Source organism: Candidatus Rokuibacteriota bacterium, from assembly GCA_016209385.1.
GTDB lineage: Bacteria > Methylomirabilota > Methylomirabilia > Rokubacteriales > CSP1-6 > JACQWB01.
This window is the reverse complement of sequence record JACQWB010000106.1, coordinates 1-13,617: the sequence shown is the minus strand read 5'-3', so window position 1 is coordinate 13,617 and position 13,617 is coordinate 1. Positions and strand designations below refer to the sequence as shown.

10 protein-coding genes are annotated in these 13,617 nt (G+C 67.8%); 4 read left to right on the top strand and 6 right to left on the bottom strand.

Annotation, left to right across the window (positions count from 1 at the left end; all coding sequences use genetic code 11):
• The 6 genes from HY726_07210 to HY726_07185 all read right to left on the bottom strand — a co-directional run.
• Positions 1-2,130 (bottom strand): indolepyruvate ferredoxin oxidoreductase family protein (locus tag HY726_07210; GenBank protein ID MBI4608777.1); only part of this gene is annotated, 2,130 nt, incomplete at its 3' end.
• Positions 2,131-2,139: 9 nt separating this feature from the next.
• Positions 2,140-3,312: an acyl-CoA dehydrogenase family protein gene (locus tag HY726_07205; GenBank protein ID MBI4608776.1), complete on the bottom strand. Its 1,173-nt coding sequence runs from the start codon at positions 3,310-3,312 to the stop codon at positions 2,140-2,142.
• Positions 3,313-3,396: 84 nt separating this feature from the next.
• Entirely contained in the window at positions 3,397-4,761 is a 1,365-nt protein-coding gene (locus tag HY726_07200; protein MBI4608775.1) for a TrpB-like pyridoxal phosphate-dependent enzyme, read from the bottom strand.
• Between the two features lie 36 nt (positions 4,762-4,797).
• A complete protein-coding gene (locus HY726_07195; GenBank protein ID MBI4608774.1) occupies positions 4,798-6,552 on the bottom strand; it encodes a hydantoinase B/oxoprolinase family protein in 1,755 nt (584 codons plus the stop codon).
• Complete coding sequence (locus HY726_07190; protein MBI4608773.1) at positions 6,549-8,621, bottom strand: hydantoinase/oxoprolinase family protein; 2,073 nt, start codon at positions 8,619-8,621, stop codon at positions 6,549-6,551. The genes HY726_07195 and HY726_07190 overlap by 4 nt, the downstream gene beginning before the upstream one ends.
• Before the next feature lie 85 nt (positions 8,622-8,706).
• Positions 8,707-9,480, bottom strand: coding sequence for a GntR family transcriptional regulator (locus HY726_07185; protein MBI4608772.1), 774 nt, complete (start codon positions 9,478-9,480; stop codon positions 8,707-8,709).
• Between the two features lie 229 nt (positions 9,481-9,709).
• Here HY726_07185 and HY726_07180 point away from each other — a divergent pair, with 229 nt between their 5' ends.
• The 4 genes from HY726_07180 to HY726_07165 form a co-directional block, all read left to right on the top strand.
• Positions 9,710-11,257 (top strand): TIGR03618 family F420-dependent PPOX class oxidoreductase, encoded by a 1,548-nt coding sequence (locus tag HY726_07180; GenBank protein ID MBI4608771.1) that lies wholly within the window; start codon positions 9,710-9,712, stop codon positions 11,255-11,257.
• A gap of 11 nt (positions 11,258-11,268) precedes the next feature.
• Positions 11,269-11,676 carry a RidA family protein gene (locus HY726_07175; protein ID MBI4608770.1) on the top strand — a complete coding sequence of 136 codons (408 nt, stop codon included), beginning with the start codon at positions 11,269-11,271 and terminating at the stop codon, positions 11,674-11,676.
• 83 nt (positions 11,677-11,759) lie between these two features.
• Complete coding sequence (locus tag HY726_07170) at positions 11,760-12,983, top strand: amino acid ABC transporter substrate-binding protein (protein MBI4608769.1); 1,224 nt, start codon at positions 11,760-11,762, stop codon at positions 12,981-12,983.
• A gap of 98 nt (positions 12,984-13,081) precedes the next feature.
• The coding region (locus HY726_07165) for a hypothetical protein (GenBank protein MBI4608768.1) at positions 13,082-13,617 on the top strand (536 nt) is incomplete at its 3' end.

The window sequence follows — 13,617 nt, the reverse complement described above, 5'->3', positions numbered from 1 at the left end:
GAGCACGGGCTCGGGCAGGGGCACGTCGACCGTGACGTGGCGGCGCGGCCGCGTCGCCGCCGCGCCGCGCGGGGTGAACGTCACGAACGACGGGCAATCGCCGTCGAGGCACGAGTAGTCCTTGTTGCACGACGACTGGTGGACCTGCGTCTTGCGGCCGAACTCGGTCTCGACCGGCTGGACCGACACGCAGTTCGACTTCTGGCCGCAGTCGCCGCAGCCCTCGCAGACCGCCTCGTTGACGAGCACGCGGCGCCCGGGGTCGGCGAGGCGGCCGCGCTTGCGCAGCCGCCGCTTCTCGGCGGCGCAGTGCTGGTCGTAGATCAGCACGGTGACGCCCGCCGTGTCGCGCAGCCGGCGCTGCGCCTCGTCGAGGCGGTCGCGGTGCCAGACCTCCACGCCGCCGGCCCACCGGGTGGGCCGGGGATACTTCTCCGGCTCGTCGGTCATGACGATGACGCGCCTGACCCCCTCCGCCGTGAGCGCCCGGGTCAGCTCGGGCACCGGCATGGCGCCGGCGGCATCCTGGCCGCCGGTCATGGCCACCGCCGAGTTGTAGAGGATCTTGTACGTAACGTTGGCGCCGGCCGCGACGGCCTGGCGGATCGCGAGGGAGCCCGAGTGGAAGAGCGTGCCGTCGCCCAGGTTCTGGAAGAGGTGCGGCGTGCCCGTGAAGGGGGCGGCGCCGACCCACTGGACGCCCTCGCCGCCCATGTGGGTGATGCCGAAGGTGTTCCGGTTCATCGCGAGCACCATCCCGTGGCAGCCGATGCCGCCGCCGGCCATCGAGCCTTCCGGCACGACCGTGGAGCGGTTGTGCGGACACCCCGAGCAGAAGTACGGCAGCCGGGTCAGCGTGAGCGGCGCCGGCCGCTCGCGGAGCGCCTCGAGGAGGGCCACGCGCGCCGTCACCGAGTCGAGGTGCACGCGGCGCTCGAGCCGCGAGGCGACGATCTGCGCGATGCGGTCGGCGTCGAGCTCGCCGTTCGCCGGGACGAGCGGACGTCCCTCGACGTCCTGCTTGCCCACCACGCGCGGGTGGTTCGCCTGGTTGTAGAGGACGTCACGGATGAACAGCTCCACGAACGCGCGCTTCTCCTCGACGACGAGGATCTCCTCCAGCCCGTGCGCGAACTCGCGGACGACGCCGGACTCCATCGGGAACAGCATCCCGATCTTCAGCAGGCGGATGCCGTGGCGGCGCAGGGTCTCGTCGTCGAGCCCCAGCTCGAGGAGCGCCTCGCGGAGGTCGTAGTAGGTCTTCCCGGCGGCGACGATGCCGAGCCACGCCTCCGGGGTCGCGATCGTGATCCGGTTCACCGGGTGGGAGGCGGCAAACGCCTTGGCGGCTTCGAGGCGGCCGTAGTGGATCTCGCGCTCCAGCTCCAGGCCGAAGGGCGGGAGCAACATGGGGGTCTGCGAGTGCTGCCACGGCCGCCCGTCGTAGGTGAATCCGGGATCGGCGATGACCACGCGGTCGGGCGCCACCTCTGCCGTGCCGACTCCGTCGGCCATGTCCGTCACGATCTTGAAGCCCACCCAGAGCCCGGAGTAGCGAGACAGCTCAAAGCCGAGCCGGCCGAGGTCGAGGATCTCCTGAATGCTGCCCGGGAAGAGCACCGGGAACAGAGCGTCGTAGAAGGCGACTTCAGAGTGAATCGGGAGCGTGGACGACTTGGATAAGGGATCATCTCCGGCGAGAGCGAGGACGCCGCCGTACCGGCCGACCCCGGCAAAGTTGGCGTGCTTGAAGATGTCCCCGCTGCGATCTACCCCCGGACCTTTGCCGTACCACATGCCCAGCACGCCGTCGTACCTGGGTCTGGGGAAGAGGTTGGCGAGCTGGCTGCCGAAGACCGCCGTCGCCCCCAGGTCCTCGTTGAGGCCCGAGATGAAGACCACGTGATGCTCCCGCAGGAGGTCCCGGTTACGCTCGAGGAGAATGTCAAGGCCGCCGAGGGGGGAGCCGCGATACCCCGAGATCAGCGTGGCGGTGTTGAGCCCGCGGCGCTTGTCGGCGCGGTGCTGGTCGAGCGGCAACCGGACCAGCGCCTGGATTCCCGAGAGAAAGACCACCCCTTCTTCCTGGCGGTACTTGGCCTCCAGCGAGAACCCCCGCGCAATCGTCATGCTCCGCTCCTATGGTCCCTGCGTGGCTCCCAGCGTGGCGGGGCGGTCGAGGTCCCGGGAGATGATGACGCGCAGGATCTCCGAGGTGCCGCCGCCCAGGAGCAGGAAGCGCGCGTCCCGGAAGTAGCGCTGAGCCGGGTACTCCATCGCGAACCCGTAGCTGGCAAAGATGCGCGAGGCCTCATCGGCCACCTTGTTGGCGGCCTCTGACGCGAAGAGCTTGGCCATGGCCGCCTCCCGCGTGACCGGCAGCCCCTGGTCGAGACACCAGGCCGCCTGGTAGGTCATGAGCGTGGCCGCATGGATCGAGGTCAGCATGTCAGCCAGCTTGAAGGCAATCGCCTGGTGCTCGCCGATGGGCTTGCCGAAGGCGACCCGCTCCCGCGAGTACTTGAGCGCGGCCTCATAGGCCGCCCGGGCCAGGCCGACGGAGAGCGCGGCCGTCATCACCCGGATCTCCGACAGAACCCCCCCCACCTTCTCAACCCCACCGGTCTCACCGCCCAGCAGGTAGGTTTGCGGCACCGCGACGTCCTCCAGAATGATCTCGCCGGTGTCGGAGGCGCGGACGCCGAGCTTCTCGATCTTCTTGCCCAGGGTCACGCCGGGCATCTCGCGGCGATCCTCGAGGAAGAGGGCGATGTGCTTCATCCCGCGCTCCCTCGAGGTCTTGGCCGCCACGGTGAGGAAGTCGGCCACCGGCGCGTTGGTGACCCAGGTCTTGGTTCCGCGGAGGGTGTAGCTGTCGCCCGTCTTTTCGGCGAAGGTGGTGATGTTGGCGACGTCGGAGCCGGCGTTGGGTTCGGTCAGCGCGAAGGTCCCGATCTTCTCCCCGCGGAGCGCGGGGACCAGGTACTTCTCCCGCTGCGCGTCGCTGCCATACTTGAAGACGAAGTAGGTCCCCATGAGCGACTGCATGCAGGCCGCCGCGGCGAGGGACATGGACCCCCGCGCCAGCTCCTCTGCCCAGAGGCAGTAGGTCACCATGTCGGTCCCCGTGCCGCCGTACTCCTCGGGGTAGCGGAGGCCAAAGTAGCCGAGCTCACCGAGCCGCCTGAACAGCGCCAGCGGGAACTCGCCCTTGGCGTCCAGGTCGTCCGCCACCGGCGCGATCTCGGCGTCGACGAACTTGGCCACCGTCCGCCGGAAGAACTCCTGGGCCTCGGTCAGCCGGAACTCCATTTCCTCGGAGGGGGGCTACGCCCCCCTTCGGAACCTCCCCGCGCTCCTATTCATCGTCATGCGCCGAACGCGTCCAGCCCCCCTTCACGCGGGCACCTGAGGCACCCCGGCCAGGGCCTCCCTGACTTTCTCGGCCGGGTATTCGAAGTCCTCCAGCTTGCCCGCCAGGAACTTCTCGTAGGCGCCCAGGTCGAAGTGGCCGTGGCCGCAGAGGTTGAAGGCGATCACCTTCTTCTGCCCTGCGCCCTTGCATCGGAGCGCCTCGTCGATCACCACCCGGATCGCGTGGGAGGGCTCGGGTGCCGGCACGATCCCCTCAGCCCGGGCGAAGGTGACCGCGGCCTCGAAGGTTGGGATCTGGTGGACAGCCTCGCACTCGATGATCTTCTGGTCATAGAGGGTGCAGACCAGCGGTGCCATGCCATGGTAGCGGAGCCCGCCGGCGTGGATCGGGGCCGGGATGAAGGAGTGCCCCAGGGTATACATCTTGATGAGCGGGGTCGTCCGCGCCGTGTCTCCGAAGTCGTAGATATAGAGGCCCTTGGTGAGGCTCGGGCAGGCCATGGGCTCGACCGCGATGACCCGGAGGTTCTCAGCCCGGCCGGCGAGCTTATCGGCCAGGAAGGGGAAGGTGAAGCCCGCGAAGCTGGACCCGCCGCCGATGCACCCGACGAGGATGTCGGGGCCCTCCCCGGCCAGCTCGAACTGCTTCTTGGTCTCCTGGCCGATCACGGTCTGGTGGAGGAGCACGTGGTTCAGTACCGAGCCCAGCGAGTACTTGGTGTCTTCCCGCTTGGCAGCGTCCTCGACTGCCTCCGAGATCGCGATGCCCAGGCTTCCGGGCGAATCTGGGTCCTTGGCCAGGATTCCCCGCCCGGCGTTGGTGTCGGTGCTGGGGCTCGCCACGACCTTGGCCCCCCAGGTCTCCATCATGACCCGCCGGTAGGGCTTCTGCTCGTAGCTGATCTTTACCATGTAGACCTTGCAATCGAGGTCGAAGAACCGGCACGCCATGGCCAGGGCGCTGCCCCACTGCCCTGCACCGGTCTCGGTGGTGATTCGCCGTACCCCCGCCTCCTTGTTGAAGTAGACCTGGGCTACCGCGGTGTTGGGCTTGTGACTTCCAGCCGGGCTTACGCCCTCCCACTTGTAGTAGATGTGCGCCGGGGTATCCAGCATCTTTTCCAGGCGATAAGCGCGGTGGAGGGGAGACGGCCGCCAGAGGCGGTAGATCTCGCGCACAGGCTCGGGGATATCGATCCACCGCTCCTGACTCACCTCCTGCTTGATCAGTTCCATCGGGAAGAGCGGGGCGAGGTCCTGGGGGCCAATGGGCTTCAGGGTTCCCGGATGGATGACAGGCGGGAGCGGAGCCGGGAGGTCAGCCTGGATGTTGTACCACCGCGCGGGAAGATCCTTCTCGTCCAGAAGAAACTTGTGCTGGGCCATCACTCACCCTCCTTGTCTTGAGAAGGCTTCTCCTCCCTAGCGCAGCACCACCGGCGGTGGCCCGGGCTGGCGCATCCGGGCCCTCAGGCGCTCGGTGGCGGCCAGGTCCAGCGTCAGCGTCGCCGGGTCGATGACCACGCCGTAGGCGTCGCGGGCCTGTTCGATCGAGACGTAGTCGTCGAGGATGTCTTCGAGCACCTGGGCCGGATCCCGCTCCAGCGGATCTCCGAAACCGCCGGCTCCCGGCTGCTGAAAGCTGATCACATCGCCGTAGGCGAACTCCCTCGACTCTTTGGAATGCACCGCCTGCTCGCCCGGGCCCGGGTTGATCACGGTTCGTCCTTTGGCCCCCGGGCGGCCGCCGAAGAGCCCGTAGGGGGCCAAGCGCTGGCGCTCGGTGAGGTTCGTGAACTTCCCCTCCCTCGCCAGGAACTTCATATCCCGTCTCACTCCACACCCGCCCCGGTACTTCCCCGGCCCCGCCGAATCCCGGATCAGCTCGAAGCGCTCCACGATGATCGGGTGGCTGGCCTCCTGGGCCTCCACCGGGATGTTGGAGGCGTTGAAGGCTGAGGCAAGCGCCTCGCAGCCATCCCTCTCGGCCCGGCCGCCGGTCCCGGAGAGGACCAGTTCGTAGGCGACGAAGCGGCGGTTCCGCTTCGGGTCGAACCCGCCGAACGTGGGGTTGGCGAAGTGCGAGGCGGCCGCGACGACTCGCCTGGGGAGCGCCGGCGCCAGCGCGCCGATCACGGCCTCGAAGTCCCGGTAGCAGATGATGGCGCGCGGGCCACCTCCGGCAGGCGGGCGCGGGTTGAGGAACGAGCCGCGCGGCGCGTCCACCGTGATCGGGCGAAGCGCCCCCTCGTTCATCGGGCCGTAGGGGTCGGCCAGGCACTTGATGGCCGCGTAGGAGTAGGAGCGGGTGTAGTTGATGTAGCTGTTGAGGCCGGAGGGCGTCTGCGGGCTCGAGCCCGCGTAGTCGACGGTGATCGCGTCTCCGTTTACGGACACCGTCACAGAGACCCGGAGCGGGTCGGTGCCGGGGCCGTAGTCGTCGAGGGAATCCTCGAAGCAGTAGGTGCCGTCGGGGATCTCGCGGATCGCTCGGCGCAGGGTGGCCTCTGTCCGGTCCAGGATCTCCTCCATCCCCGCGAAGAGGGTGTCGGTCCCGTAGCGCGCCGCCAGCTCCTGAAGCCTCACCTCACCAACCCTGAGGGCACTCCGCTGGGCCCGGAGGTCGCCCAAAACTTTTTCAGGAGTTCTCGTGTTGGCAGCGATGATGTCGAGGATCCCCTTCTGCTCGGCGTATCGCTGCCAGACCTTGACCGGCGGAATCCTGAGGCCTTCCTGGTAGTAATCGAAAATCCCGACCACCCCTTGGCTCCCGGGGCGCTGGCCGCCCACGTCGGTGTGGTGGACGATGTTCACCACGAAACCGACCAGCTTGTCATCCGAGAAGACCGGCTGCGTGATGAAAAAGTCCGGGAGATGGCCCGAGCCGAGGAGCGGGTCGTTGAGCAGGATGGCGTCTCCGGGCCCGAGCGTCGCCACCGGGTGGGCCGCGAGCGCGTTCTTCACGGCGAAGGACATCGCCCCCATGTGGCCGGGGCTGTACGGGCCCTGGGCGACCATCCGCCCCTGGCGGTCGAAGACCGCGACGGAGAAGTCCTGCCCCTCGCGCGCCTGCTCCGAGTACGCGGCCCTGTGGACCGTCGTCCCGATCTCGACCGCGATGGAGTGGAGCGCGCCCCAGATCACTCCGAGCGTGATCGGGTCGACCCGCTGGCTCACGGCGCGACCTCCGCGATCAGGCTGCCGTACTCATCCACCCGGGCGCGCGCGCCCGGCGGCAGGAGCGTGGTGGACTCGCGCTCCTCGATGATGGCGGGCCCCGCGAGCTCGAGCCCGGGCGAGAGCCGGTACCGGTCGAACGCGGGGCACTCGACAAACCCGCCGGCTTCGGGGAAGTACGCGCGGCGCCGATGTTTCAGCGCAGCCTCCAGGCCACCCGCGCGGCGGTCGAACTTGGGGAGGCCGACGCGGGGCCCGGTGCCGATCGCCGCGAGCTTGCAGTTCACGATCTCCGCGGGCTCTCCGGGACTGGCGTAGCCGTAGCGGGCCGCGTAGGTCTCGTCGAACGCCCTGCGGAGCCGGCTCAGCGCTCCCGCCTCCAGCGTGCCGGACGGCGCGGGCACGCTCAGCTCGTAGCCCTGGCCCAGATAGCGCAGGTCCGCGCTTCGCACCACCGCCACCTCACCGGTTCCGGTGGACTCGCGGATCACCGCCACCGCCTGTGCCTCCATCTCCCGGTAGATCGCGTTCAACCGTTCGAGGTCTACATCTTCGAGCCGGCGGATGTATGTTCCCGCGACGTCAAACTTGACTTCTGCCGCCAGAAGCCCGATCGCCGCTGTCACCCCTGCCGCGGCGGGAAGGATCACCCGTGGGACCCCCAGGGCCCGCGCCATCCGGCAGCCGTGGATCGGCCCCGCCCCGCCGAAGGCGATGAAGGTCAGGTCGCGAGGGTCCCGACCGCGCTCGATGGACACCACCCGGGTCGCCAGCTCCATGTTGGAGGTCACGATCTGGTGGATCCCCCACGCTGCCAGCTCGACGGGGAGCCCGAGCAGGCGCGCGACGCGCGCTTCAATCGCGCGGCGGGCGGCCTCGCGGTCGAGCCGGAGGGCACCCCCGGCGAACTCGTCGGGATTGAGATAGCCGAGGACGAGGTTGGCGTCTGTCACCGTGGGGGCCTCTCCACCCCGGCCGTAGCAGGCGGGCCCGGGCGTCGAGCCGGCGCTTTCGGGCCCAACCGCGATCACTCCGCCCTGGACCTTCGCGATCGAGCCGCCGCCGGCACCGATCTCCACGAGGTCCAGTGCCTGGATGCTGATCGGGATCCCGCTCCCCGGCACCAGGTTCACCCTGTGGACCTCGAAGAGGCCCGTCGTACCGGGCCGCCCCTTCTCGATCAGCGCCAGCTTGGCGGTGGTCCCGCCCATGTCGAGGGCGATCAGGTCCCGGTAGCCGGTCAGCTCGCCGTAGGTGGCGGCCATGAGGGCTCCGGCCGCCGGACCCGACTCGATGATGCGGACCGGGTACTTCGCCATGGCTTCGGCGGTTGCGATCCCCCCCGACGACTGCATCACGAAGAGCCTCCCCCGCCAGCCCCGCCGTCGCATCTCGGCGCGAAGCCGCTTCAGATACTCAGCCACCGCCCCCATGACGTACGCGTTGACGACGGTCGTACTCGTGCGCTCGTACTCCCGGAAGGTGGGCGAGACTTCGTGCGAGAGGCTCACCGCCACGTGCGGAGCCTCCTCCCGGATCAGCTCGGCCACCCGGCGCTCGTGCGCCGGGTTCACGTAGCTGTGGAGGAGGCAGACCGCGATGCTGGTGACGCCCCGCCCCACCAGCTCGCGGACGACCTGACGGGTCTCCGCCGCGTCGAGGGGAGCACGCACCGAGCCATCGGAAAGGACGCGCTCCGTGACCTCGCGGATGAGCCGGCGGGGAATCAGCGGCGCGGGCTTCTCGATCTGGAGGTCGTAGACCTGATGCCGCTTCTCCCTGCCGATGATCAGGACGTCGCGAAATCCGCGGGTGGTGATCAGGGCGACGTCCCGTCCCTTCCGCTCGATGAGGACATTGGAGCCGAGAGTCGTGCCGTGGACCGCCTGGCCCAGCTCGCTCCAGGACACGCCCGCCCGGGCCAGGAGCTCCTCGAGCCCTTCCAGGCACGCCTCGGACGGGTCGGGCTGCGTGGTGAGGCGTTTCCCGGTCAGAAGCTCTCCGGTGGCAGTCTGGAGCGCGAAGTCGGTGAACGTGCCGCCTACGTCGAATCCGACCCGGACCGCCATCAGCCCACCCTCGGTGCTCGACCTTGAGACGGTACCGGCATCCTGGCCGGGAAGGCGACGCTCCACGCCCGGACCTCTCTCGCCCTCATCCTTTGGGCTCCGTCCGGAGGAGCACCAGCTTGTAGGGGTAGCGTGGGCCGATATGGTAGGTGACGGCGTGCTCCACCGGCTCGCCCCCGTGCGTAAAGTATGTCCGCCGGAAGTTGAGCAGCGGCGTGCGGCGGGGGACTCCCACGAGGTCGGCGACGGCTCGGGGCGCAAGCGCCACGTCCACGACCTGCTCCAGGTACTTGACCGCGATGCCGAGCTTGCGCTCCACCGTGCCGATCACCGAGGTTTTCGTCAGGTCCTCGTCCAGGATGACGCGGCCGATGGCCTCGGGGAGGTAGGCCGTCACGTGCTGGAAGGGCGTCGCCTCGGCGCACCGGACTCCGGTCACCCTCACAACCGGGGCTCCCGGGGCGAGCTGGAGCGCGTGGGCGATGGCCGCAGGCGCGGGGACCACTTCGCGCGCGAGCGGCTTGAACCACGTCTCTTCGCCCAGGGCCAGCATATCCTCCACAGAGCCGATGACGCGGAACTTCTGGGGGAGCGCGCCCAGGGGCGAGACGAACGTGCCCCGCCCGTGCTCGCGCGTAATGAAGCCTTCCCGGAGCAGCACGTCCAGCGCCTGCCGGACGGTGGGCCGGCTGACCCTGAACTCGGCACAGAGCGCGTGCTCGGAAGGGATTCGCGTCCGCGCGGTCCACACGCCCTGCCGGATCCGGGAGCGGAGGGCCTCGGCGATCTGTAGATACCTGGGGAGGCCGGCGCTGGCGAGCATGACTGTTGTAATGATGTCTATACATACCAGCCCCATCGAAGGCTGTCAACGGGAACGAGGCAGACGATCCATCACTTCCAGGCGGGGCCTCGGGCCCGCGGCCCTGCGCCATGGCTCAGCGAGGCCGCCTGTCTTTCCTAACCAGTGCCGACGAAGCCGTTGGGCTGCCGGCGAAAGAGCCCCAAACAGCCGCAGCGCAAGGGCCCGGCCAGCCGGAGCCGGGTTATAATCGCTCCCAGCGAGCGCCTGCGACAGGGCCACGGGCATGAAAATCGTCATCGTCGGCGCGGGACCAGCCGGGCTCTACTTTGCCCTGCTCATGAAGAAACTGGACCCGGCCCATGGCATCACGATAGTGGAGCGCGATGGACCGAACGACACGTTCGGCTGGGGGATCGTGTTTTCCGAGCAGACGCTCCTGGTCCTGAAAGACCACGATGAAGAGACCTACGCCGCCACCCTGAGGAGCGCCGAAAGCTGGGACAACGTGGATGTCGTCCACCGGACGCAGACGGTCACGGTGCGGGGCAACCAGTTTCACGGGATCGCCCGGATCGCCTTCCTGAATATCCTCCACAAGCGCTGCCTCGACCTCGGCGTCGAGCTCCGCTTTCACACGACCGTTTCGGACGTCGCCCGGCTGGGTGCGTGCGATCTGCTCGTCGGTGCCGACGGCGCCAACAGCCTGGTGCGGCGGACGTACAGCGACTTCTTCCTGCCGTCCGTGGACCTCCGCCAGAACAGGTACGTCTGGCTCGGGACCGCGCGGGTGTTCGATGGCCTCACGATGATCTTCCGGGAGACCGACGCCGGTCTCTTCATCGCCCACGCGTACCGGTTCAGCCCGACGACCGGCACCTTCATCGTGGAGTGCCCGCCGGAGACCTGGGCGCGGGCGGGCTTCGACCGGATGTCCGCCGATGAGACCTGCGCGTATCTGGCCGAGGTCTTCAAGCCGGACCTCGCGGGCCAGCCCTTGCTCTCGAAGGACTTCTTCAAGTGGGTCAACTTCCCCCTGATCAAGAACAAGCGGTGGAGCCATCGGCGCGTGGTGCTCATCGGGGATGCCCTCCACACCGCGCACTTCTCCATCGGCTCCGGGACCAAGCTGGCCCTCGAGGACGCGGTGGCCCTCGCGGCGTGTTTCCGGGAGCATGGACCGGTCGAGGCCGCGCTCGCCGCCTTTGAGCAGGCGCGAAAGCCCGCCGTGGACCGGTTCCAGGAGGCGGCCTACCAGAGCCTGATCTGGCTCGAACATGTCCAGAACTATTTGCATCTGGAGCCCATCCCCTTTACCTACCGGCTGATGACGCGGAGCACGCGGGTCGGTTACAACCGCCTGAAGCAGATGGATCCGGCGTTCATCGCGCGCTACGACGCGTGGCGGCAGCGGCAGCCGCGGGTGGGGCCGATTCCCGACGAGTTTCTCGACCTGTTCCGGAAGAAAGCCTATGGCCACCTGGCCACCCAGATGGCGGACGGAACGCCGCACGTCACGCCCGTCTGGGTGGACTACGACGGTCAATACCTCCTGATCAACTCGGCGAAGGGCCGACAGAAGGACCGGAACATGGAAGCGCGGCGCCATGTCGCCCTCGAAATTCCCGATCCGGACAACCCCAATCGCTACCTCGCCATCCGCGGGGCCGTCGTGGAGATTACCGAAGAGGGCGCCGACGAGCATCTGGACAGGCTGGCCCGCCGATACCTGGGAAAGGAGAGGTACCCGGCAAGCTGGCGCTTTCCGGGCGAAGTCCGCCGCATTTACAAGATCGCTCCCAAACGCGTGATCACCTGGAATCCGTTCGGATAGGAGGAGACGCGATGCCAAAGGAAGCGGTGAACCCGCCGACGCTCATGAAACCGGTTGGCTTTTCCCATGCGTTCGAGGTCCGCGGCGGCCGCACTCTCTTTCTCGCCGGTCAGGTGGCCAGGGACCGGGACGGCAACCTGATCGGCAAGGGGGACGTGGTGGCCCAGTTCAGGCAGGTCTGCGAGAACCTGAAGACGGTGGTGGAGTCCCGGGGCGGGACGCTGCAGGACATCGTCAAGCTTACGATCTATGTTCTGGACAAGGCCGACTACCGCGCCAAAGCCAATGCCATCGGCGCCGTCTACCGCGAGTACTTCGGCAAGCACTTCCCGGCCATGACGCTCGCCGAGGTCAAAGACCTCTGGGATACCGAGGACGGCTGCCTGCTCGAGATCGAGGGCATCGCGGCGCTCGATTGAGCTGGCCGGCTCTGCGGCCGAAAATCCTTGACGCGGCTCGGAACTTCCACTAGAGTCGTGCCACGCTCAAGGAGGGAACACCGATGAGGACACGCCGGCTCGTTGCGCCTGCTCTTCTCCTGGCGCTTTCCCTGGTCCTGCTCGCCGGTTCCGTCCAGAACGCAGCCTCCCAGGCGAAGGCTCCCGATGCCATCCTGGTGGGGGCCACCATCGCCGCCACCGGCCCCATGTCCGCAGAGGTCGGTCCGTTCAAGAAGATGATGGAGAACTGGGCCGAGATGGTGAACGCCAAGGGCGGCATCATGGTGAAGGAGTACGGCCGAAAGCTTCCGGTCAAGTTCATCATCTATGACGACACCTCCAAGCCCCCGGACTCCGCCCGGCTCTACGAGAAGCTGGTGACGGAGGATAAAGTCCACGTCCTCCTGGGCCCCTACTCGAGCCCCATCACGGCCCAGGCGTCCACCGTGGGCGAGAAGCACCAGATCCCGTTCATCGCGCTGGAGGCCAACGCCTCGCCGATCTTCCGTCGCGGGTTCAAGTGGCTCGTGGGCGTGATCGACGATGGCCCCAAGTGGTCCTACCACTACTTCGACATGCTGAAAGCCGAGGGGAAGGCGAAGAGCATCGCCTTCGTCATCGAGGACACGCCGCACCCGAAGGAGGTCGGCTCGGGCTCAATCCCGAAGGCCAAGGAGATCGGGCTCAAGGTCGTCGTCGAGGAGTACTTCCCCGTCGCCACCCAGGACTTCACCCCGATCCTGGCCAAGATCAAGGCTGCGGACCCCGACATCGTCTATGTGGCAGCCTTCCCGCCCCGGGAGATCGCCTTCCACAAGCAGGCCCTGGAGCAGGGGGTGAACCCGCGTCAGTTCCACTACATCCACCACGGCGCCGCGTTCCGCGAAGCCGTCGGGGCGAAGAACGCCAACCTGGCGACCGGCGAGAACTACTGGATGCCCGGCGTCAAGGGCGGCCCCAACGTGGCCGAGTTCGAGGAGCTGCTCCAGAAGACCGGGATCAAGGTGGAAGACTTTCCGTGGGCGTCGATCCACTTCTTCGGCTTCGAGACGGTCCGCGCGACCCTGGAAAAGGCCGGGACCCTGGAGCGTGACAAGCTGCTCGCGGCGATCAAGGGCCTCGATATCAAGACGATCAGCGGCCCGCTCAAGTTCAACCCGACGACGGGTCAGGGAACGCTGAACCCCTTCCCCACGCAGATCCAGGACGGCAAGTACGTGACCCTCTGGCCGTCACAGTACGCCACGGGCAAGCACATCTACCCGCGCCCCGGCTCGATGCGGTAGCCGTTCAGGCACACCGATAGACGGGGGCGGGAGATTCCCGCCCCCTTTCGCTTTCTGCTACAATCGCCGCCAGACAGGACCCGGCAAGGAGGAAAACCGTGCGGAAGAAGCGCGGGCGAGCGACCGGGCGCGACAAGCCGCGCCAGCCCCGGCAGGACGGACGCGCCTCCAAGGCCTACGACCACCCCAAGGAGAAGCTCCTCCTCCGGCCTGACGTCGGCCTCCAGCCCCAGTTCAGGCAGACCAAGCCCCCCACGAAGTACCGCTACGACCCGAGCCTGGACCCCGCCCTCTCCTGGGACATCAATGCCGACCGGGAGCGGGGCGAAGCGCTGATCGCCAGGATCGAACACGCCAAGGACCTTGACGAGGCCAAGGCGGCTGCCGCCCAACTGCGGCACATGTCCCCACCCTTTCTCAACTGGGCCGGGAAGGCCGAGCGGCACGAGTTCACCGTCCCCACGCTCCCGCTGTTCGTTCACGAGCGCCTCTCGACCCAGGCGATCCTCCAGTCCGTCAAGTCTCACAAGCGCGACAAGCAGGAGACCCTGAAGCTCTTCGCCGACGAGGAGCTGGACGTCACCGATCGTCTCCTCAAGGCCTACGTCCACAAGACCGACTGGGTGAACCGCGT

Bases quoted from the DNA above. Each gene is read 5' to 3' on its own strand.
- HY726_07205 (MBI4608776.1), bottom strand. From the start codon at position 3,312: ATGGAGTTCCGGCTGACCGAGGCCCAGGAGTTCTTCCGGCGGACGGTG.
- HY726_07200 (MBI4608775.1), bottom strand. From the start codon at position 4,761: ATGGCCCAGCACAAGTTTCTTCTGGACGAGAAGGATCTTCCCGCGCGG.
- HY726_07190 (MBI4608773.1), bottom strand. From the start codon at position 8,621: ATGGCGGTCCGGGTCGGATTCGACGTAGGCGGCACGTTCACCGACTTC.
- HY726_07185 (MBI4608772.1), bottom strand. From the start codon at position 9,480: ATGGGGCTGGTATGTATAGACATCATTACAACAGTCATGCTCGCCAGC.
- HY726_07180 (MBI4608771.1), top strand. From the start codon at position 9,710: ATGAAAATCGTCATCGTCGGCGCGGGACCAGCCGGGCTCTACTTTGCC.
- HY726_07175 (MBI4608770.1), top strand. From the start codon at position 11,269: ATGCCAAAGGAAGCGGTGAACCCGCCGACGCTCATGAAACCGGTTGGC.
- HY726_07170 (MBI4608769.1), top strand. From the start codon at position 11,760: ATGAGGACACGCCGGCTCGTTGCGCCTGCTCTTCTCCTGGCGCTTTCC.